This is a genomic window from Lentzea roselyniae, assembly GCF_039537795.1.
In the GTDB taxonomy this organism is placed as follows: Bacteria; Actinomycetota; Actinomycetes; order Mycobacteriales; family Pseudonocardiaceae; genus Lentzea; species Lentzea atacamensis.
This window is the reverse complement of record NZ_BAABBE010000031.1, coordinates 40,905-60,718: the sequence shown is the minus strand read 5'-3', so window position 1 is coordinate 60,718 and position 19,814 is coordinate 40,905. Positions and strand designations below refer to the sequence as shown.

Genomic DNA, 19,814 nt, shown 5'->3' with positions numbered 1-19,814 from the left:
CGAGCACTCGACGCGCTGAGCGAGCGGATCGACACCCCGGCCGCCCATCGTGCTGGCCGACGTCATGCAGAACAACATCGAGCGCATGCAGGACTTCGCCGATCAGCGCGGTCTCGGCGTCAGGCCCCACGTCAAGACGCACAAGTGCGTGGAGATCGGCCGGCGCCAGGTCGCGGCGGGCGCGACCGGGATCACCGCGGGCAACGTCGGTGAGGCCGAGGTCTTCGCCGCGGCGGGCTTCGACGACATCTTCCTGGCCTATCCGGTCTGGCCGTCGGGGACGAAGGGCGCGCGGATCCGTCGGCTCGCCGAGTCCGTCCGGCTGCGGGTCGGCGTCGACAACGTGGCGGCGATCGAGGCGCTCGCCGACGCCATGGAAGGTGAACCGGACCGGCTGGAGGTCGTGATCGAGGTGGACTGCGGTGCCCGGCGTTCCGGGGCGCCGCCCGAGCTCGCGGGCGACCTCGCACTGGCCGCCCGCAGACGCGGCATGGTGCCGGTGGGTGTCTTCACGTATCCGGGTCACGGCAGCTCAGGTCCGGACGCTCGCGTGCGCGCCTCGCGGGACCAGGACGCCGCTCTCGTCACCGCGGTGCGCTGCCTCGCCGCCGCCGGGATCACCGCGCAGGTGGTCAGCGCCGGCTCCACACCAACGGTCGAGTTCACCACCAGCAGCGTGATCACCGAGATCCGTCCCGGCGAGTACGTCTTCTGCGACCTCAACAACACCCGGCTCGGCGCCTGCACGGACGACCAGGTCGCGCTGTTCGTCGCCGCCACCGTGGTCAGCGACTGGTTTCCTGACCAGGTCATCGTCGACACCGGCACCAAAGCCCTCAGCCGGGAGGGCAGTCCGGAACGCGGCTACGGCGGTGTCGCCGGCACGAAGGCCGTGCTCGCCAAGCTCAACGAGTACCACGGATTCCTCGCGCTGCCCGGCGGCGAGTCCCGGCCCACCATCGGCACCGTGCTCCCCGTGGTGCCGAACCACGTCTGCCCGGTCATCCTCAACTTCGAGGAGCTGATCGTCACCGACAGCACCGGCACGTCGCTGGAGCGGTGGCCGGTCGACGCCCGCGGCTTCCTCAGCTGACCTACAGGAGTTGCCCGACATGAGACTCGACAACGTCACGGCCCTGGTGACCGGCGCCGGCAGCGGCATCGGCGAGGCGGTGTGCTCCCGCTTCCGCCGTGAGGGCGCACGACTGCTCCTCACCGGCCGCAGGGAGCGGCTCGGCAGCGCTCAGCCGGACGACCTGTACGTCCCGGGCAACCTCAACGACGAGGCGTTCGTCGAAGCACTGGCTCGCCGGGCCGCCGAGTCGTTCGGCACCGTGGACGTCGTCGTCCTCAACCACGGTCTGCAGGCGAGCAGTCCGCTCACCGAGATGTCCTATGAGGACGCGAGGAACGTGCTCGAGAGCAACCTGCTCAGCGCGTTCCTGGTGATGAAGCACTTCGCGCCGCTGATGCCCGCCGCGGGAGGCTCGTTCGTCTGCGTCAGCTCACGGCTCGGCATGGTCGGCAAGGCGGGGGAGGTCCTGTACTCCGCGGCCAAAGGCGGCCTCATCATGCTCGCCAAGGGTGCGGCGATCGAATGGGCCTCGCGCAACATCCGCGTCAACGTCGTCGCACCCGGCCTGACCGTCACGCCGATCATCGAGGCGTCGTTCCAGCGCAGTGCCGATCCCGAGGCCCACCGCCGCGAACGCGAGTCACAGATCCCGCTCCAGCGCCTCGCCACCCCGCAGGAGGTCGCCGACGCGGTCCTCTTCCTCGCGTCGGCGGAGTCGTCGTACGTCACCGGGGCGGTCCTGCCGGTCGACGGCGGGTACACCGCGTTCTGAGCATGGCCTCACGCCTGCCGGGGATGAACCTCCGCCTTGCCGCTGAGCCCCGTCTGGAAGTGGGCGGCCAGCTCCTCGCGGAACTCGTCGATGGAGCCCTCCAGCGCGACGGCGGCCAGCCGCTCGTGCTCGACGGCCAGATCGCGCGGGTCGCTGTAGGTCTGGTGATCGACGCTGAGGTAGAGACGCAGCTTGGTCTCCCAGCCGTGCCAGAGGTTCCGCAGAGCGCCGTTCCCCGAGAGGTCGTAGAAGAGCCGGTGGAAGCCGAGGTGCGCGTCGACGCTGGCCGGAATGTCGTTCTTCTCCAGGGCCGCGCGGAGATCCTCGGTGGTCTGCAGCAACCTCGACCGCTCGGAACCGCGCAGCGCGTCGAACGCGAGCTCGGCGGCGTACGGCTCGACGAGCAGGCGGATCGAGTCGATCTCGGCGACGTCCTGGGCGCTCACCTCGGCGACGAACGCACCGCGGTAGGGGATCTTCACGATGAGCCCCTCCTCCTCCAGCTTCGTGAGCGCTTCACGCAGCGGGGACCGGCTGATCCCGAGATCCGCGGCGATGTGCGCCTCACGCAGCTGCCCGCCAGGAGGCACGGTTCCGTCGAGAATGGCGGCACGCAACACCCGGTAGACGCCGTCGGGCGTCGTCGTCCGGTCTTCGAGCCACTTGAACTTGCGGTCCATCCCCGCCGCCTCCCTCGGTCGTTTGTCGACTATATACCGGGAGAGGAGTGGGGAGAGACCGGCGGACCGGTCCCTCCCCACCTGGCGTCACTTCAGCGTGTACGCCTGGAGGATCGTCTGGTCGACGGTCCCGTGCGCGTCACCGGCCTTCGCCTTGAACGACACCGACTTCGCGTTCTTCGGGTGCGGCAGCGTGAGCAGCCACTTGTTCCCCGCCTTGAACACGAGCGTCCGCTGCCAGGTCTTGCCCTCGTCGAAGGAGACCTGGACCTCCGGCGTGCGGACGTCGGTGACGGCCCCGGCGCCGTTGCGCTGCACGGTCACCGGGATCGTGAGCACGCTGCCCGCCCGTGCCTGGTTGTGGTCGTCGAGCCTCGGCGCGAACCGCACCGCGAGCAGCGGCAGCTCCTTCGACCGGTCGCCCGGGACGGTCTCGGACGTGAACGTCCAGTCCGCCGTCACCTTCGACGACAGCGGCGCCCGGTTGCCCTCGGTGTGCAGCTGGTAGGTCGTCTTCGCCGCGGGTACCGGGGTGTACAGCTGGCCCGGCGTCGTGGACTCGGCGACGACCTTGCCGTTCGCGGTCAGCCTGGTGGTGCCGCTGCTGCTGCCGAAGTCGAACGTCGAGTGCTCGCCGGTGCCGTCCGCGAACAGCTGCGCGTTCAGGTACAGCTGGTCACCCAGGCGCGAGCCCCACGACCCGGCCATCTCGCTCGGGAGCGCGGGGAAAGCCGGGCCGAACACGGCGGTGTTCCACTGCTCGGTGCTCCTTGCACCGCGCCGGAACGTCCTCGGGGCCGCGTCGTCGACGAAGGTCGGCTGCGAGTTCGGGTCGGTCACCTCGATCAGCCACCGGCTCCACGCCACCCCCGGCGTGTAGAACTCGGTCAGCCTGAACGGCAGCGGGCCCTGGACGCCGTTGTTGCGGCCACCGGTCGAGCCGGGGATGCGTGCCTTCATCGTGGCGTCGACCCTCGCCATGTCCCGTTCGCGGTCGCTGTGCCTGATCGCGGCGGGCATCCGGTCCTTGCCCGAGGCCTGCGAGTGGAACTGGTACGGGCTGCCGTAGAAGCCGCCCTCGGCGTTCTTCCTGGCGAACACACTGCTCGCGGACCACTCGAAGCCCGAGGCCGACGTGGCGGACGGGTGGACGTAGAAGCCCGTCCAGTCACGCATGCCCCAGCCGCCGCCGAACCCGAAGTCCGGGGTGCTCATCCGCACGGACAGCGACCCGTACGCCGGCGAGGCGTCCTGGCGGTCGACGGTGATCGACGGCTGGGCCGCGGTACGGGCGTCGAAGGTGACGGTCTTCTCACCGGTGACCTCAATGGACGGTTCGTACACCACGGTGAGCTTGCCGCGCGTGCCCGGATCCGTCCTGGTCGTCTCGAAGTAGGTGCTCATGAAGTACTTGCCCTTGGGCAACCGGAGCTTCGCCGTGCCGGTCGGTGCCGCACCCTCGAGGACCGTGCTGGCGCCGGCGCCGATCAGCAGGTAACGCAACGCGTTGCCCGGCTTGCCGTCGTGGCCGACGTAGTTGAACGTGACGTCGTAGCTCTCCGGCTCCTTGTGCACGCCGATTGGCACGCGGGCGCCGTTGGAGGCGACGACCGCGGCGCCGTAGAAGCCGTCCGGACCGGCCACGCGGGTGTCGGCGGTGACCGTGGCCTCCGCGGTGCCGCCCGCCGGGACGGTCAGCTTCGCAGGGGACACGCTGAACATGCCGGTCGCCGGGGGTTTCTGCTCGGCGATGCTCAGGTCGAGCGTGAGCGGTTCGCTGCCGGTGTTGCGATAGGTGATCTTCTTGGTGATCGGCTGGTCGTCGTCGTGCGGCCAGCGGGCCGTGCCGAAGCTGACGCTGGCCGGCGTGGCGACCGGGCTCGAGGTGACCGCGCGGGCCACGTCGACGCGTCCGGCGCCCTGGTCGAAGACACCGGAGTCGGCGTGGGGCTTGGCGCTGTTCATCAGCGTGGTCTTGATCTCCAGCGGGGACCACGCGGGGTTCTTCGCCGCGAGGATCGCCGCGGCGCCCGCGACGTGCGGTGCCGCCATCGACGTGCCGGACAGGGCGACGTGGCCTTCGCCGACCGGAGTTCCGATGACACCGTGCTTGGCCTTCGCCGCGACGATGTCCACGCCGGGAGCGGTGATGTCCGGCTTGATGGCGCCGTCACCGATGCGCGGGCCACGGCTGGAGAAACCCGCCAGCCTGTCGTCGCGCTCGACCGCGCCGACGGTCAGCGCGGCGTCGGCGGCCGCGGGTGAGGCGACCGGGCGGCCGGAGTTGCCCGCCGAGACCACGAACAACGCGCCGTGCTCCGCGGTGAGCCGGTTGACGGCCTGCGACACGAGATCGGTGCCGTTGCTGGGGGCTGTTGGTACCCAGGCTCATGTTGACGACCTCGGCCTTGGCCGCGGCCCATTCCACGTCAGCCGCTCACTTCCTCGAAACCCCGAACGCGCGCCTGCGGGTTGCATTTGATCAAGCGTTAACAGAACCAGGACGGTGGCTGTCCGCATGCGGTGCCAGGATCCGGCGCATGATCGGACGCTGACACGACGCCCCCGGGCCGCCCCGGCGTGGCGTTCGCGCGGGTCAGCAGCTGGCAGCCGCCGGCGTGGCCGCAGGAGTCGGCGCATCTGCACCTCGACGTGCCGTCGACGACCTGGGCGCGCGCAGGCCGGCAGGCGGTGGCGAGCGGTTCCACGTCCACGCGGACCCCGCCGGGCACCCGTTCTGCCTCGTGTCCTGGTAGCCACGCTCGCTTCATCGGGCGTGCACAGCCCTGTCGCCACGACGGGGCATACTGCGCAAATGGCACTCCGGCAGGCGAGCGACTTCGCCCAGTTGTCCACCGAGATCAAGCAGGCGGGCCTGCTGGCTCGGCGTCGCGGCTATTACTACGCCAGGATCACCGCGAACCTGGCTGTCTACGCGGGGGCCTGGGTGGCGTTCGCGCTGCTGGGTGACTCGTGGTGGCAACTGGCGGTGGCGGCCGTGCTGGCGGTCATGACGACGCAGATGGCGTTCATCGGGCACGACGCGGGGCACAAGCAGATCTTCACCTCCAGGAGGTGGAACGAGATCGCCGGGTACGTCCACAGTGGACTTACCGGGGTCAGCTACGACTGGTGGGTCGCCAAGCACAACCGCCACCACGCCAACCCGAACCACGAGGACGAGGACCCGGACGTCGACATCTCGGTGCTGGCGTTCACGCAACGGCAGGCAGCGTCCAAGCGCGGGCCTCTGCGGTGGATCGCCTCGCACCAGGCGGTGTTGTTCTTCCCGTTGCTGCTGCTCGAAGGCTTTGCGCTGCACCTGCACTCGATCAGGCATTCGGGACGCGAGCGTCCCCTGATGATCGCGCACGTCGTCGTGTACCTGGCCGTGGTGTTCTGGGTGCTCTCCCCCGTGTACGCGATCGCGTTCGTGGTGGTGCACCAGGGATTGTGGGGCTTCTACATGGGCTGCTCCTTCGCCCCCAACCACAAGGGCATGCCGGTGCTGTCGGCCGGGCACACGCTCGACTTCCTGCGCAAGCAGGTGCTGACGTCGCGCAACATCCGCGGCGGCTGGTTCACCGACTTCCTGCTCGGCGGGCTGAACTACCAGATCGAGCACCACCTGTTCCCGAGCATGCCGCGGCCGCACCTGAAGCACGCGCAGCTGATCGTGAGCGAGTTCTGCCGGCAGCGCGGGATTTCCTACGCGCAGTGCGGGCTGTTCCGTTCGTACGGGTACGTGTTGCAACACCTGCACGAGATGAAATGTCCGAAACTGGACAAGGCCTGACCAAATAGCTCGTTCTCGGCGTACGGCGCTGGTTTCCTCGGGTGCAGACCGAACTGGGGGAACTGAACATGCGCAAACGACTCCTGGGCGTCCTCGCCGCAGGTGTGGCGTTGTCGATCGTCGCGGCGGGCCAGTCCGCCGCCGAGACGCCGCGGCTGAGCCAGCCCGACCCGATGCTCGCGTTCCTGCCGGCCGAGGCCCAGGTCGACTGGGCCGCCGTGCACCGCAACCGGGAAGCCCGCAAGCAGGCGCGCGCGACCGTGCGGAGCGCCGGCCAGCCGCTCGCGTACCACGAGAAGGAGACCGCGCAGGGCACCAACGACACGCCCGCGAAGGCCGAGCACGTAGCTGGGTTCGGCACCGGCAGGGGCAAGAACCCGAAGCTCGCGCTGACCGGGGACCTCGCGGCCGACCCGACGGTGCCCGCGGTGCCGCCGTTCGCCGAGACCAACGACGCGATCCCGCTCGGCAGCAACACCGGCGTACCCGCGCGCGGACGGGCTCTGCGCACCAGCGGGACGATCGGTGACGGGCCGCACGGCAGCGGCGGTGACGGCACCGGTGACCACGACTTCTACCGGCTGACCGGCGGCGCGACCGGACTGGTCGCGACAGTCGAGACGCACACGCCGACCGGTGACCTGGACACGTTCCTCGCCGCCTACAGCGCGGACGGCCAGCTGCTCTTGCAGCACGACAACCTCGCGGGCACCACCGACAGCAGGCTGCAGGTCTTCGTGGCGCCGGGAACAGACGTCCACGTCATGGTCGCCGCGGCCGGGCCCGGTTCACTCCCGACCGACCCGATGAAGCCCGGCACCGGCAAGAGGGTCACCACCGAGGGCCCGTACGACCTCACCATCGCGACCGGAGACGGTCAGGTGGACAGGGACCACTTCTCCGTCGACCTGAAGGCCGGCGACGTGCTCGGCGCGTCGGCGGCGGGCAGGGCGACCAGGGTCGTGATCCACGACCCGGCAGGCCGCGAGGTCTTCGGTTCGTCGCAGGACTTCAGCTTCCTGTACTCCGACAACTCGCCGATGCCCGCCGGCGGCAACGCCGTCGCCGACTTCGTGGCGCCGAGGGACGGCCGCTACGCCGTCGGCGTCGAGCACGGCGAGGGCCGCTACGACGTCACGGTCGAGGCCTACCGCCCCGGTTCGGAGCTCAACCCGCGGCCCGAGGTGCTGACGATCTTCCTCGACTTCGACGGCGCGCGCGTCAACACCCGCATCTACGGGGCCGAGCCTGGCGGCAACCGGGATCTCTCGCCGCTCAGGAAGTTCCTGCCCGGCTGGGGTCTCACCGACGCCGACGAGAACGCGGTGATCGACTCCGTGATCGCGTCCGTGCGCGAGAACATCGAGCACGACCTGGCCCACAAGGGCACCAACAGGCGGTTCGCCGTGCGGATCCTCAACAGCCGCGACCACGCCGACCCGTGGGGCCGGCCGAACGTCAGCAGGGTGGTCATCGGTGGCTCGATCGCCGAGTCCGGCATCCCCACCGTCGGCATCGCGCAGTCGATCGACGCGGGCAACTTCGGCAAGGAGGAGACCTCGCTGGTGCTGCTGGACGTGCTCAGCTCACCCGCCGGCCAGTCACGCACCTCGCTGAACACCTACATCACCCCGGCCAGCAACCGCACGGCGTTCATCGGCAGGGCGATCGGCAACATCACCGCCCACGAGGCGGGGCACATGTCGGGCAGCTGGCACCAGGACCAGTTCAACGCACTCGACAGCATCATGGACCAGGGCGGCAACCCGAAGGGGATGTTCGGGGTCGGGCCGGACGGCATCGGCGGCACCGCTGACGACATCGATGTCGACTTCACCGAGGACGTGCTCAACCCCGGCGAGGGTTTCACCGGATCGAGGACACCGTCAACCGCACCGCGTGGGCGTACACCAGAGGCGCCAACTGACGGTCCGATTCCCGCCAGAACCCACCTGAGCATTCCGCCAAGCTGGTCCACATGGGATCACTTGACGGAAAAGCAGCTCTGATCACCGGAGGCAGCCGCGGGATCGGGGCTGCTGTGGCGGAGAAGCTCGCCGCTCTGGGCGCGCGGGTCGCCGTGACGTACCAGAACACCAAGCCGGACAACGTGTTCGCGCTTCAGGCGGACAGCGCCGACCCCGAAGCCGTTGTCGCGGCGGTAAATGCGGCCGCGGCGGAGTTCGGGCGGCTCGACGTGCTCGTCAACAACGCGGCGGTGTTCCAGGTGGGACCGCTGGAGGAGCTGGGGAAGGAAGAGTTCGACCACACGATGGCGGTGAACGTGCGCGCGCCGTATCTCGCGGCACGAGCGGCGGCGCGGCACATGCACGAGGGCGGGCGCATCATCAGCATCGGCAGCAATGTCGCTGTGTACGCACCGTTTCCCGGCTTCGCGCTCTACTCGGCCAGCAAGACCGCGCTCATCGGCATGACGAAGGGTCTTGCGCGGGAGCTGGGGCCGCGAGGCATCACGGCGAACATCGTCAACCCCGGTCCTACCGACACGGACATGAACCCGGCGGACGGGCCGATGGCGGAGACGATCAGCGGGCTGACCGCGCTGGGACGCTACGGGAAACCGGCGGAGATCGCCGAAGTGGTGGCGGCGCTGGCGGGCGATGCCGGTGCGTACGTCACCGGCGCCAGCATCAACGCTGACGGTGGATTCACCGTGTAGAGCCGAGGTTCGCAGAGGCCGGGTGCCCGCGGTGCACCCGGCCTCGTACTACGCCCAGGTGACCGGCAGGGCGTGCACGCCGTAGATGTTCATGTCGGTCCTGAGCTTCACCTCACCGGCAGGAACCGCGAGCCGAAGGCCCGGGAACCGGCGCAGCAGACCCTCGAACCCGGCGCGCATCTCGATGCGGGCCAGCTGCTGACCGAGGCACTGGTGGACGCCGTGCCCGAAGGACAGGTGCCCACGCGCGTTGCGGTGGATGTCCAGCATGTCGGCGTTCTCGAACTTCCCGGAGTCGTGGTTGCCCGCCAGCAACGAGACGATGACGGTCGATCCCTCGCGGATCGTGTGCCCGCCGAGCTCGATGTCCTCTGCCGCGTAACGGAAGAAGACGTCGGCGACGGCCAGGTAGCGCAGCAGTTCCTCGACGGCGTCCGGGACCAGTTCGGCGTTCGCCCGCAGTTCGGCCATCTGCTCGGGGTGCTCCAGCAGCGCGAAAGTACCCAGTGCCAGCATGTTCGCCGTCGTCTCGTGGCCGGCGAGCAGCAGCAGGAACGCGATGCCGGTGAGTTCCTCGATGCTGAGGTCCTCGTCTCGGGCCAGGTCGGACAGCAGGTCGTCGGCGGGTTCGGCGCGCTTGCCGGCGACGAGCTCGGCCAAGTACGTGTTCAACGCCATGTATGCGGCCATCTTGTCTTCCAGGTTCACGTCCCTCTCCATGAACTTGGAGGAGTTGCTCTGGAACGTTTCCCGGTCCTCGTAAGGAACTCCGAGCAGCTCGCAGATCACCAGCGACGGCACCGGCAGCGCGAACTCCCGCACCAGGTCGACCGGCGGCGTGAGCTTCGCCAGCTCGTCCAGCTGCCGTTCGGTGATCTCGATGATCCCCTCTTCCAGCGACTTCATCCGCTTGACGGTGAACGCGCCGGTCAGCTTGCGCCGCAACCGGGTGTGGTCCGGCGGGTCCATGCTGATGAACAGTCCCGGCACCTGCGGTGAGGGTTCGGTCTGCTCCGGCATGCCGGGCGTCGGGTACGGCACGTGCAGGATGCCGAGGTCCTGGCGGTTGCTGAACCTGGTGTCCGCCAGCACCTGCCGGACCTCGTCGTAGCCGGTGACGAGCCAGCCCTCGTGGCCGTCGGGGAAGAGCATCGGGCTGACCGGGCTGGTCCGGCGCAGCTCGGTGATCCTGCTGGGCGGGTCGAACGGGTTGACGTCGCGGTCCATCGGAAGGCCTTGCACGGCAGTCATCGAAAGTCTCCCCAGGGCTTCAGCGGGTGGATTCACGGTTGAAGAGCTTCTTGGACCACAGGTAGCCGCCGAAGCCGATGACGGCGCACCAGCCCAGCGCGATGTAGCCGCTGTTGCCGATCGGCGTGCCCATCAGCAGGCCGCGCAGCGCGTCGATGAACGGCGTGAACGGCTGGTACTCGGCGAACCAGCGCAGCACCGTCGGCATCGAGTCGGTCGGCACGAAACCGTTGCCGAAGAAGGGAAGCAGCATCAGCGGCAGGCCGATGTTGCTCGACCCCTCGACGGTCTTGCTCACCAGCCCGAACGCGGCGGAGAGCCAGATGAGCGCGGAGGCCATGGCCACCAGCAGACCCGCCACCGCGAGCCACTCGACCACGCCCGCGTGTGACCGGAACCCGATCAGCACCGCGACACCGAAGACGAACGCCATGGCGAGGACCGTCTGGATCAGGCTGCCCACCACGTGTCCGGTGAGGACGGACACCCGAGCGATCGCCATGGTGCGGAAGCGATCGACGATTCCCTCGGTCCTGTCCAACGCGATCGAGATGGTCGTCCCCTGCACCGCCGCGGTGATCGCGATCAGGATGATCGTCGGCGTGACGTAGTTCAGGTACTCCGCGCGCCCGCCGGCAGGTCCGCCGATGCCGGCGCCGAGCGTGCCGCCGAGGACGTAGACGAACAGCAGCAGGAAGATCACCGGCATGAGCAGGAGCTGGAACGTCATCGACGGGTAGCGGATCATCCGCTTGAGGTTGCGGCGCACCATCGTCGCCGAGTCGCTCAGTGCGTGGGTCATGAGTGGGCCACCGTTTCGGGCTTGCCGGTGAGGGCGAGGAAGACGTCGTCGAGGTCAGGGGTGTGCATGCTGAGCGAGTCGACCAGGACCGAGTGCTCGTCGAGTCGGTCGAGCAGTGCCTTCAGCGCGCCGACGCTGCCGTCGTTCGGCACGCGCAACGCGAGCGCCTCACCGTCACGGGAAGCGTTGCGCACGACCCGCGTGGCGGCCTCGAGGTGGCGGGGATCGCTGAACTGCAGGAGAACGTGTCCACCGGGAATGCGGCGCTTGAGCTCGTCCGCGGTGCCCTCCGCGACGATCTTCCCGTGGTCCAGCACCGCGATCCGGTCGGCGAGCTCGTCGGCCTCGTCCAGGTACTGGGTGGTGAGGAAGATCGTGACGCCACTGGCCACGAGCCGCCGCACGATGTCCCACATGGCGCGGCGGCTGCGCGGGTCGAGCCCTGTGGTCGGCTCGTCGAGGAAGATCACCTGCGGTGACCCGACCAGCGTCATCGCGAGGTCGAGCCGGCGCCGCATGCCACCGGAGTAGGAGGCCGCGGGCTTGTCGGCCGCGTCGGCGATGTCGAACTGTTCCAGCAGCTGCTCGACCTTGCGCTTGCCGTCGGTGCGGCCGAGGTGGTTCAGGTCGGCCATCAGCTTCAGGTTCTCCCTGCCGGTCAGCAGGTTGTCGACGGCGGAGAACTGGCCGGTGACGCCGATCGCGGCGCGGACGGCCACGGGGTCACTCGCGACGTCGTGACCCGCGACCGACGCGCTGCCGCCGTCGGCCCCGATCAGCGTGGACAGGATCTTGACGGTGGTGGTCTTGCCGGCGCCGTTCGCGCCGAGCAACGAGAAGACGGTGCCGCGCTGGACGTTCAGGTCGACGCCCTTGAGCACGACGTGGTCGCCGTACGAGCGGCGCAGGCCGGTGGCCTTGATGGCGGTCATGGAGTTCCCCTCAGGCACGGCGGACGGTGATGTCGCCGAAGGTCGTGTGGGCGGTGACCTTGACGGTCTCCGCGGAGTTGCCAGGCCCGTCGCTGCCTTCCAGCGAGCTGTGCACGCGGCCGAACCCGGTCTTGACGTCGAGCCACGCGGCGGTGCCCTGGGCGATCCCGATCTCGAGGCTGCCCATCCCGGAGTTGAGCGTGGCGGTGTCGCGCACGACCTCGCCGACGGTGATGGATCCCAGGGCGGTCTTGGCGTCCACCAGCGCACCGACGTGTTCGGCGGTGATGTCGCCGTTGGCCGCGCGCACCCGCAGCTCACCCTCGACCGTGCCGATCTCGCTGCTGCCGTTGGAGTTCTTGACGGTCAGCGAACCGGCGACCGTGCCGACGCGGATGCTTCCGCTGCCGGTCTTGACCTCGGCGTTGCCCGTGACCGCGCCGACGCTGACCTGGCCGACACCCGTGTCCACCTTCAGCGGGCCGGTCCGGTCCACGTGGACGTTCCCCACCGACATGTCGACCTCGAGCTGGCCCAGCACACCGGTGGTGGTGACGCCACCCGCCGTGACGTCGATGTCCACTTTGGACCCGATGGGGAGCTCGATCACCACGTCGATGGACCTGGTCTTCTTGGAGAAGTCGAAGGTGCGCTTCGGCCCGCGCACCATCAACGTGCCGTCGGTGCAGTCGACGCGGGTCTTCTGCGCGGCCTCGACGTCAGAGCTGTCCGACGGGTCGGAGGGCCGTACGTCGACCGTGGTGTCGGCGCGGTCGCTCGCATTGATCTGGACGTAACCCGCGTAGAAGTCGAGCAGGACGGAAATCGGTTCTGGCGTCTCGTATTTGGGCATGGCTGTCCCCTCAGAAGGTGCCGGAAGAACATCCCCGCAGGTCAGGCGGGGCGAAGTGAACGGGCTGGAACTAGCGGACCCAGCCGACGAAACGCTGCGAGGCAGGCACCCCCGGCGTTTCGGCAGCGGCGTCGCGCTTCGGCGCCAGCTGGGCCGACGCGGCACGGACCAGCCACGCGTTGACCGAGCGGCCCTCCTTGGCGGCGGCCTCGTCGATCGCGGTCTTGAGCTGTTCGGGCAGACGGACGTTGATGCGCACGGTGGCGCCGTCCTCGAAGCCGGCCGCCACGTCCTCGGCAGGTGCCGCGACGGGCTCCGGCGTGACGGCGGCCGGCTGCTCCACCGGCCGCCGAGTCACGACGAACCTGGGGTCCCTGCCCCGCAGCAGCACCTGCACCGAGTCCGGCGCCAGGTCCGCGGTGATCTCGTCGGCGGCGGCGGACAGCGCCTCGAGCAGCGCCAGCCGGATCGCCGACTCCATCGACACGGTCAGCCTCTCGACCAGTGCGCTCGCTTCCTCACCGCCGGTCTCGACGGCGGTCAGCAGCTCGCGACCGAGCGAAGCCACGTAGGGGGTCAGATCCATGGCATCACTATGGCACACCGTGGCACCACGGACAAGCAATTCTGGCTCAGCTTGGCATCACTTTGGCTCACAACAGGTCAGAGAGTTGCGTACACCTCGGCGACGGCACCGAACGCCGCCTTGGGCTCCCAGCGCAGATCGTCGTAGACCTTCACGATCCCGGGGCTCGCCAGGTCGAGGTCACAGCTCGGCTCGTCCGGCCGGTGCGGGTAGTTGCCGAGTGCGAACATGTACACGAACGCGCCGTCCACCCCCTCGGCCTCGAAGATCTCCAGCAGCTCACGCAGATACGCGGCCTGCTCGCCCTCGTCCCGGACGTACCCGTCCTTCACCCGCACCGGCAGCCCCGCCTCGTCGTGCTCGACGATCTCCATGCTGCGCGGCGCGACGGCACCGGAGCCACGCCAGGCAGCTGTGCCGAACCCGGTGATCGCCACCGGTTTTCCCTGCGCCACGAGGCTTCGGATGCTCGCGGCGTACCGGTCGGCGACCTCGGCCGACCGGATCAGCTCGAACGAGCTGATGTCGAACAGACCCCAGTCGATCCGCTCGAACGGGATGCAGGCGTAGGTGATCTTCCCGCCGAACTCCGCGCGAATCGCACTCACCGCCCCTGCCAGGAACTCGCCGAGCCGGGAGCTCGCCTCCTGCAGCCGTTCCGCCCGCCCGTCAGCCTGGCCGAACAGCCGGTTCACCCGGTCCATCACGTCGCCGCCGGGCAGGAACCCGTCGTTCATGATGCTCAGCTCGACGCCTGCGACGAACACGACCTCGGCGCCCTCGCCCCGGATCCGCTCGGCCCTGCGCGCACAGTCGATGAACAACTCCAGGATCTTGGGCGGCGACAGCTCCAGCGGGTACGGCGAGAACCAGACCTCCAGCCCCAGCGAGGCCGCGATCCGCGCCGCCTCCTCCAGCCGTTCCGGTGAGCCGCCGACGAGCTGAACCGCGTTGCAGTGCAGGTCGTCCCTGATGACCGTCAGATCACTCCTGATCACGCCGGGATCGAACTTCTCCACGGAGATCTCACCGTGCCGGACGAAACCGGTGTCGTACGCAATGCCCTTGGCACGCATGGACAGTCCCCTTCCACTCTCGGTGTTTCGAGACTAGAAGGCAAAAGTGCGCGCACGCAAGTTTGCTTATGCGCAAGTTTCAGGTGGGCCAGACCAGCAACACCGGACAGGTCGCGTGATCGACGACGAACCGGGTCGCCGGGCCGAGGCTGCGCGGTCCGGCGTGGCTGATGTCGCCATCCCGGCACAGCACGAGCAGCGAGGCACCCTCAGCCGCGGCAACGACTTCGTGTTCCACCCGCCCCACGCGCGCGGACGTCGCACACGGCGAGCCGAGACGGGCGGCGGCCGCCTCCAGCAACTTGGCGGCGTGGTCGGCGGCCAGGTGGTCCAGCCGGCTGCCGGGGTCGCGCGACGGGGTGCGGCCGAAGAGCCCGGCGAACGCGCCGTGGGCGGCACCTGGCACGTCGTGGTCGCTGACGTGCAGCAGCAGGAAGTCGGAGCCGTGCTCACGCGCCGCGTCGACGCAGGACTGCCAGGTGTCGTCGGCGATCCACACGACCACCGTCATGGTCATCCTCCGATCACGTGCAGGGACGCCCACAGTGCCACGACCGAACCGGCCAGGGTGGCAGGCACGGCGAGCAGGCCCAACCTGGTGAATTCCGGCAGGTTCACCTCGGTGTCGTGGTCGTGCACGATCCGCCGCCACAGCAACGTGGCCAGCGAGCCGGCGTAGGTCAGGTTCGGTCCGAGGTTCACGCCGAGCAGCACCGCCAGCACCGCGCCGGAACCGAACGGCACGACCAGCGGCAGCAGCACGAGCACCGCGGGCAGGTTGTTGATCACGTTGGCCAGCACGGCGGCGACCGCGGCCACCCCGAGCAACGCCACCAGCCCGTCGCCGCTCGGGATGACGAGCCGCAGAACGTCGTCGAGACCGTTGTCGACCACCGCCCGCACCACGATGCCCAGCCCGAGCACGAAGGCGAGGAACGGCAGCGAAACGGCTTGCACCACCTTGGTCAGCGACGTGCGGCGCCGGGCCAGCGCACGCACCGCCATCGCCACCGCACCCGCGCAGGCAGCCCACGCCGGGTCGATCCCGGTGGCCGAGGCCACCACGAATCCGGCCAGCGTCAGCCCGACCGTGACGAGCGCGAAGACCGGCAGCTCACGTGCGGGAGCGGTGTCCGACGGATGCACCGGCGCGTCGAGATCGGTGCGGAAGAACCGCCGGAACACCACGTATTCGATGGCGATGGCGACCACCCACGGCAACGCCATCAGCGCCGCGAACCGCGTGAAGCTCAGCCCGCTCGACGCGAACGCCAGCAGGTTCGTCAGGTTCGACACCGGCAGCAGCAGCGACGCGCTGTTCGACAGGTGCGTGCACGCGTACACGTGCGGCTTCGGCCGCACACCGAGCTGCGCCGCAGTCGCGAACACCACCGGCGTCAGCAGCACGACGGTCGCGTCCAGGCTGAGCACCGCCGTGATCACCGACGCCGTGACGAACACGCCGCCCAGCAACGTGCGCGGCCGCCCGCGGGAGGCGCGCGCCATCCAGGTGCCGCACGCGTGGAAGAGCCCTTCGTCGTCGCACAGCTGCGCCAGCACCAGGATCGCGGCCAGGAACCCGATCACCGGCCCGAGCCGCACCGCCTCGTCCACCACGTGGTCGACGGGCAACGCGCCGACCACCGCGACGAGGACAGCCGCCGGCACCGCCACGGCCGCCTCGGGCCAGCCCCACGGTCGCACTACCGCACAGACCAGCACGGCCACCAGGAGCAAGATCGAAAGCGCCAGCACGGCCCAACGTTAAGCCCGTTCGGTGGATCACCGTAACTGAGGTTGCATCGGCAACGACTTGCCGAACATGAGGCGATTGGCAGTACTGCTGCTGGCACTTGTCCTGCTCTCTCCCACCCCGGCGTTCGCAGCCGACAACCCTCGAGCCACCCTCTCCTCCCCGAGCGAGGGGGTTTCCGTTCCGCTGAACGAACCGCTGCTCGTCATCGGCGACGCCTACAACGGCGAAGCGGGAGGCGTCATCCAGGTCGACGTCACCACGGACGACGGCGCCACCTGGACGTCCATCGACACGCAGTCCTACTGGTCGCTCGTGATCACGCCGACCACTCCGGGCCCGCTGACGATCAAGGCCCGCGCCCACACCGCGTCGACCGTCGGCCCGGTCCAGTCCTTGCGCACGATCCACGTCAGTGGCACGACGCTGCCACCGCTGCCCGGCGAGACCTTCCTCATGCTCCCGCGCACCCAGCAGCCGGTCGTGAAGGACATCGACGACCAGGCCGTCGAACTCGGCCTCCGCATCACCGTGGACCGCCCCGGATCACTGGTCGGCGTGCATCTGCGGCACGGCAACTACACCGGCCCAGTGACCGCACGGGTGTGGTCTTCCAACGGCACGCTGCTGGCCGAACAAGCGGTCCCGGGCGCCGTGTACGGACAACGGGTCACGTTCAACACGCCGGTTCCTGTCGCGCCGGGCAACGAGTACGTCGTCTCCTATTACACGCCGTCAGGTGGTTACGTCTCAACGGAAAACTACTTCACGGGCAACCTCGTGCAGACGCCGTTCCGCACGCCCGTGAACGCCGGCGTGTACCGCTACGGCGGCGGATTCCCCACGGACACGTGGAACTCCAGCAACTACTGGCTGATGCCGATCTTCCAGCCCTAGTCGCCGGGAACCACCCGGCGCTTCAACACCTTCTCGGTACCCCCGGTCGCGTCGAGCAGCCGGATCAGGGCTCGCTTCGCCACCTCGTCACCGGGCACGTCCAGCTCACGCCGAAGCCGGCGGCTGTCCTCGACCAGCCGCCGGCCCCGGCCGGTGAGCCGGGCGCGGCGCACCCTGCTGTCCGCTGGGTCCGGCACGCGTTCGACGTAGCCGAGGCGTTCCAGTTCGAGCAGCTGCTTCGAGGCGGCCTGCTGGGTGACGCCGAGCAGCTCCCCCAGTTCGGAGACCGTCGGCGCACCCTCGATCAGGTGCTGGATCACGTACCCGTGCGAGACGCGGACACCGGTGTGCCCGATCTCGTGCAGCCGCGCCAGGACCGCGTCGTTCGCGGAGCTGCCCGCCAGATGGGCGAGGGTCGCGAGGTCGAGCCGCATCAGGTCCACGGTCACATCCTGACATTGACAACCAAGGTTGTACAACTATGGTTGTGGACATGGACACCATCCACGCACTGCACCGAGCGCTCGAGGCCGGACAGTCCGGTGAGGAGCTGCGCCGGTTCTTCACCGCCGACGCCGTGACGGTCGAGCATCCCAACCTGATCAGGCCGACCGGCGCGCGAACACCCCTGGACAAGATGCTCACGGCCTCCGCGGCGGGCGTGGAGCTGTTGTCCAGCCAGAAGTACGACGTGCATTCGACCCTGAGCTCCGGCGACACCACGATCGTCCGGCTGACCTGGACCGGCGTGCTGCGGACGGGTAACCAGCTCGTCGCCCACATCGCGCAGTTCGTCGAGACGCGTGACGGACTGATCAGCTCCATCGAGACGTTCGACTGCTACGAGCCGTTCTGAGCCACATACCGCTCGCATACCGGCCCTCATACCCCGGCGCTGTTGCCTGTCGTCGTTCCTCGACGAAGGGAGACCGCCGATGACCGGCGAGAAGCAGTACAGCCGCCGTGCGATGGGCAAGCTGGCGGCGGGCGCCATCGCGGCGGCGGGCATGGCGTCGTTGCCGGGCCAGGCCTCGGCGGCACCGCACTACCGGGCGCACGGCCCGTTGCTCACCGACGGCTACCAGACGTGGATCGACGCGATCAACAACCAGGCGGCCAACCTCGCCAAGGTCGTCACCGGCTGGGGCGTGCCGGGGCCCGGCCCGTGGGCGAACTACCCCGACCACGTCTGGACCGCCGCCGGTGCGACGAACTTCCTCATCGTCCGCACGGTCACCGGTGACACCGACAACGTGATCGACCCGAACCGGGCGGTCGCCGAGATCCGCGACTCGCGCTTCTTCGAGTACAAGAGGATCCGCTCCGGCGCGGACAAGTGCATCATCGAGCTGGGCAACGAGCCGAACATCCGGGTGACCGACCCGTGGGTCTACGGCTACAACCTCAGCGTCACGATCGACCGCATCCGGGAGACGTTCCCGGGAGCCAAGATCTGCGGTACGGCGCTCTCACCGAACAAGGGCACGAACCCCGACACGTGGTACGGCAACCCGAACTTCGTCGACGCCGTCAAGAAGTGCGACTTCGTGGGGGTGCACTTCTACAGCAACCCCGACGACGGCAGCTTCACGCGCCAGGGCGACTGGAACGAGCTCACCTACGCCGAGACGCTGTCGCGGTGCGCCTCGAAGTGGCCGGGCAAGCCGGTGATCGCGACCGAGTACTCGATCAGGACCACCCGCCTCACCCCGTACCAGAAGGGCTACAAGTACGGGAACCTGATCCACTTCGACGACTCGGTGGCCACCAGCCTGTGGGGCGCCTGCTACTACCACGTGCAGACCAACCCGGCGGGCATCGACTTCCACGAGAACGTCGGTTCCGAGGGCGCTCGCGGCTACCGCAAACGCCTGAGCGAAGGTGGCCTCTGAAGTAGACTGGAGGCCGATCTACCTGGGGGTTCACGTGCAACGGCACATCAGATCGGTCGACGACGTCCTCGCTCTGCTAGACGGTCTCTTCGCCCCTGAGGCCGACCGCTGGACCGAGCGGGCGGGCGACTGGTGGGACGCCTTCTACGAGAACCGTGACCGCGAGGTCCCGTTCTTCGTGGCCAAACCGGACGAGAACCTGGCCGGCTACCTGGACCGCGGGCTGATCAGGCCGGGCGGGGCGCTCGACGTGGGCTGCGGACCTGGCCGCAACGCGGTCTTCCTGGCGCGCAACGGGTTCCAGGTCGACGCTGTGGACCTGTCCGCCACCGCCATCGCGTGGGCGTCGGAGCGCGGCGAGGGCCTGGGCATCCGGTTCCGTCAGGGCGACGCGTTCGCCACCGAGGGCTCGTACGACCTGATCTACGACTCCGGCTGCTTCCACCACCTGCCACCGCACCGCCGGATCAGCTATCTCGCGTTGCTGGAACGGGCCCTCAAGCCCGGCGGGCACTTCGCGTTGACCTGCTTCACCGCCGACGAGGGCACGGCCACGCCGGACGCCGAGCTGTACCGGCAGTCCGGTCTGAACGGCGGCGTCGGGTACCACCCCGACGACCTGCGGTGGATCTTCCAGGACCTCACGGAGGTCGAGCTGCGCCGGATGCGCGAGGAGCCCGCCTCGTCGCCCGTGTTCGGAAAGTCGTTCCTCTGGACGGCGTTGTTCAGAAAGGACTGACGCTCCCAGCGGACGCACGTGTCCGGCAGG

19 protein-coding genes and 1 pseudogene are annotated in these 19,814 nt (G+C 69.0%); 9 read left to right on the top strand and 11 right to left on the bottom strand.

From position 1 onward, the window contains the following. Window positions 1-49 precede the first annotated feature (49 nt). Together ABFX45_RS37505 and ABFX45_RS37500 are read left to right on the top strand one after the other, a co-directional pair. Window positions 50-1,093: an alanine racemase gene (locus ABFX45_RS37505; protein ID WP_346135358.1), complete on the top strand. Its 1,044-nt coding sequence runs from the start codon at window positions 50-52 to the stop codon at window positions 1,091-1,093. Between the two features lie 19 nt (window positions 1,094-1,112). Continuing rightward, window positions 1,113-1,847, top strand: coding sequence for an SDR family NAD(P)-dependent oxidoreductase (locus tag ABFX45_RS37500; protein WP_109642158.1), 735 nt, complete (start codon window positions 1,113-1,115; stop codon window positions 1,845-1,847). Window positions 1,848-1,855: 8 nt separating this feature from the next. Here ABFX45_RS37500 and ABFX45_RS37495 read toward each other — a convergent pair whose 3' ends face one another. Together ABFX45_RS37495 and ABFX45_RS37490 are read right to left on the bottom strand one after the other, a co-directional pair. Beyond that, on the bottom strand, window positions 1,856-2,527 hold the full coding sequence (locus tag ABFX45_RS37495) for a GntR family transcriptional regulator (RefSeq protein WP_346135355.1): 672 nt from the start codon (window positions 2,525-2,527) through the stop codon (window positions 1,856-1,858). A gap of 87 nt (window positions 2,528-2,614) precedes the next feature. Continuing rightward, window positions 2,615-4,879 (bottom strand): annotated as a pseudogene (locus tag ABFX45_RS37490) (S8 family serine peptidase); the annotation flags it as partial. Window positions 4,880-5,342: 463 nt separating this feature from the next. On the opposite strand from ABFX45_RS37490, the gene ABFX45_RS37485 reads away from it, so the two are divergent. The 3 genes from ABFX45_RS37485 to ABFX45_RS37475 all read left to right on the top strand — a co-directional run bounded on the left by ABFX45_RS37485 (window position 5,343) and on the right by ABFX45_RS37475 (window position 9,003). Then, entirely contained in the window at window positions 5,343-6,323 is a 981-nt protein-coding gene (locus ABFX45_RS37485) for a fatty acid desaturase family protein (protein ID WP_109642150.1), read from the top strand. 68 nt (window positions 6,324-6,391) lie between these two features. Next, window positions 6,392-8,332: a hypothetical protein gene (locus tag ABFX45_RS37480; RefSeq protein ID WP_346135352.1), complete on the top strand. Its 1,941-nt coding sequence runs from the start codon at window positions 6,392-6,394 to the stop codon at window positions 8,330-8,332. Next, window positions 8,302-9,003, top strand: coding sequence for an SDR family NAD(P)-dependent oxidoreductase (locus ABFX45_RS37475; RefSeq protein ID WP_346135350.1), 702 nt, complete (start codon window positions 8,302-8,304; stop codon window positions 9,001-9,003). Before ABFX45_RS37480 ends, ABFX45_RS37475 begins: the two co-directional genes overlap by 31 nt. Window positions 9,004-9,051: 48 nt before the next feature. On the opposite strand, the gene ABFX45_RS37470 is transcribed toward ABFX45_RS37475, so the two are convergent. From ABFX45_RS37470 to ABFX45_RS37435, 8 genes are all read right to left on the bottom strand, one after another. Further along, entirely contained in the window at window positions 9,052-10,254 is a 1,203-nt protein-coding gene (locus tag ABFX45_RS37470; RefSeq protein ID WP_346135348.1) for a cytochrome P450, read from the bottom strand. A 19-nt stretch (window positions 10,255-10,273) separates the two neighbouring features. Further along, window positions 10,274-11,056, bottom strand: a complete 783-nt coding sequence (locus ABFX45_RS37465) for an ABC transporter permease (protein WP_346135346.1) — start codon at window positions 11,054-11,056, stop codon at window positions 10,274-10,276. Continuing rightward, complete coding sequence (locus tag ABFX45_RS37460; protein WP_109642139.1) at window positions 11,053-11,988, bottom strand: ATP-binding cassette domain-containing protein; 936 nt, start codon at window positions 11,986-11,988, stop codon at window positions 11,053-11,055. Before ABFX45_RS37460 ends, ABFX45_RS37465 begins: the two co-directional genes overlap by 4 nt. A gap of 10 nt (window positions 11,989-11,998) precedes the next feature. Beyond that, entirely contained in the window at window positions 11,999-12,841 is an 843-nt protein-coding gene (locus ABFX45_RS37455; protein ID WP_112228477.1) for a DUF4097 family beta strand repeat-containing protein, read from the bottom strand. A gap of 70 nt (window positions 12,842-12,911) precedes the next feature. After that, a complete protein-coding gene (locus ABFX45_RS37450) occupies window positions 12,912-13,427 on the bottom strand; it encodes a ribbon-helix-helix protein, CopG family (protein ID WP_346135343.1) in 516 nt (171 codons plus the stop codon). Window positions 13,428-13,504: 77 nt separating this feature from the next. Then, a complete protein-coding gene (locus ABFX45_RS37445; RefSeq protein WP_346135341.1) occupies window positions 13,505-14,503 on the bottom strand; it encodes a glycoside hydrolase family 113 protein in 999 nt (332 codons plus the stop codon). A 79-nt stretch (window positions 14,504-14,582) separates the two neighbouring features. Beyond that, window positions 14,583-15,014 carry a universal stress protein gene (locus ABFX45_RS37440; RefSeq protein WP_346135339.1) on the bottom strand — a complete coding sequence of 144 codons (432 nt, stop codon included), beginning with the start codon at window positions 15,012-15,014 and terminating at the stop codon, window positions 14,583-14,585. 2 nt (window positions 15,015-15,016) lie between these two features. Next, window positions 15,017-16,258: an SLC13 family permease gene (locus ABFX45_RS37435; protein ID WP_109642127.1), complete on the bottom strand. Its 1,242-nt coding sequence runs from the start codon at window positions 16,256-16,258 to the stop codon at window positions 15,017-15,019. Window positions 16,259-16,334: 76 nt separating this feature from the next. Here ABFX45_RS37435 and ABFX45_RS37430 point away from each other — a divergent pair, with 76 nt between their 5' ends. After that, complete coding sequence (locus tag ABFX45_RS37430) at window positions 16,335-17,153, top strand: DUF4082 domain-containing protein (RefSeq protein WP_346135336.1); 819 nt, start codon at window positions 16,335-16,337, stop codon at window positions 17,151-17,153. Here ABFX45_RS37430 and ABFX45_RS37425 read toward each other — a convergent pair. Continuing rightward, window positions 17,150-17,602: a MarR family winged helix-turn-helix transcriptional regulator gene (locus ABFX45_RS37425; protein WP_346135334.1), complete on the bottom strand. Its 453-nt coding sequence runs from the start codon at window positions 17,600-17,602 to the stop codon at window positions 17,150-17,152. The genes ABFX45_RS37430 and ABFX45_RS37425 overlap by 4 nt on opposite strands. Window positions 17,603-17,646: 44 nt before the next feature. On the opposite strand from ABFX45_RS37425, the gene ABFX45_RS37420 reads away from it, so the two are divergent. The 3 genes from ABFX45_RS37420 (at window position 17,647) to ABFX45_RS37410 (ending at window position 19,784) form a co-directional block, all read left to right on the top strand. After that, complete coding sequence (locus ABFX45_RS37420) at window positions 17,647-18,009, top strand: nuclear transport factor 2 family protein (RefSeq protein ID WP_170155353.1); 363 nt, start codon at window positions 17,647-17,649, stop codon at window positions 18,007-18,009. Window positions 18,010-18,088: 79 nt separating this feature from the next. Continuing rightward, window positions 18,089-19,045 carry a hypothetical protein gene (locus ABFX45_RS37415; protein WP_170166567.1) on the top strand — a complete coding sequence of 319 codons (957 nt, stop codon included), beginning with the start codon at window positions 18,089-18,091 and terminating at the stop codon, window positions 19,043-19,045. Between the two features lie 34 nt (window positions 19,046-19,079). Further along, a complete protein-coding gene (locus ABFX45_RS37410; protein ID WP_346135332.1) occupies window positions 19,080-19,784 on the top strand; it encodes a class I SAM-dependent methyltransferase in 705 nt (234 codons plus the stop codon). Window positions 19,785-19,814 lie beyond the last annotated feature (30 nt).

Coding starts and splice junctions, on each gene's coding strand:
- ABFX45_RS37500 (WP_109642158.1), top strand. CDS start 1,113: ATGAGACTCGACAACGTCACGGCCCTGGTGACCGGCGCCGGCAGCGGC.
- ABFX45_RS37495 (WP_346135355.1), bottom strand. CDS start 2,527: ATGGACCGCAAGTTCAAGTGGCTCGAAGACCGGACGACGACGCCCGAC.
- ABFX45_RS37485 (WP_109642150.1), top strand. CDS start 5,343: ATGGCACTCCGGCAGGCGAGCGACTTCGCCCAGTTGTCCACCGAGATC.
- ABFX45_RS37480 (WP_346135352.1), top strand. CDS start 6,392: ATGCGCAAACGACTCCTGGGCGTCCTCGCCGCAGGTGTGGCGTTGTCG.
- ABFX45_RS37475 (WP_346135350.1), top strand. CDS start 8,302: ATGGGATCACTTGACGGAAAAGCAGCTCTGATCACCGGAGGCAGCCGC.
- ABFX45_RS37470 (WP_346135348.1), bottom strand. CDS start 10,254: ATGACTGCCGTGCAAGGCCTTCCGATGGACCGCGACGTCAACCCGTTC.
- ABFX45_RS37465 (WP_346135346.1), bottom strand. CDS start 11,056: ATGACCCACGCACTGAGCGACTCGGCGACGATGGTGCGCCGCAACCTC.
- ABFX45_RS37460 (WP_109642139.1), bottom strand. CDS start 11,988: ATGACCGCCATCAAGGCCACCGGCCTGCGCCGCTCGTACGGCGACCAC.
- ABFX45_RS37455 (WP_112228477.1), bottom strand. CDS start 12,841: ATGCCCAAATACGAGACGCCAGAACCGATTTCCGTCCTGCTCGACTTC.
- ABFX45_RS37450 (WP_346135343.1), bottom strand. CDS start 13,427: ATGGATCTGACCCCCTACGTGGCTTCGCTCGGTCGCGAGCTGCTGACC.
- ABFX45_RS37445 (WP_346135341.1), bottom strand. CDS start 14,503: ATGCGTGCCAAGGGCATTGCGTACGACACCGGTTTCGTCCGGCACGGT.
- ABFX45_RS37440 (WP_346135339.1), bottom strand. CDS start 15,014: ATGACGGTGGTCGTGTGGATCGCCGACGACACCTGGCAGTCCTGCGTC.
- ABFX45_RS37420 (WP_170155353.1), top strand. CDS start 17,647: ATGGACACCATCCACGCACTGCACCGAGCGCTCGAGGCCGGACAGTCC.
- ABFX45_RS37415 (WP_170166567.1), top strand. CDS start 18,089: ATGACCGGCGAGAAGCAGTACAGCCGCCGTGCGATGGGCAAGCTGGCG.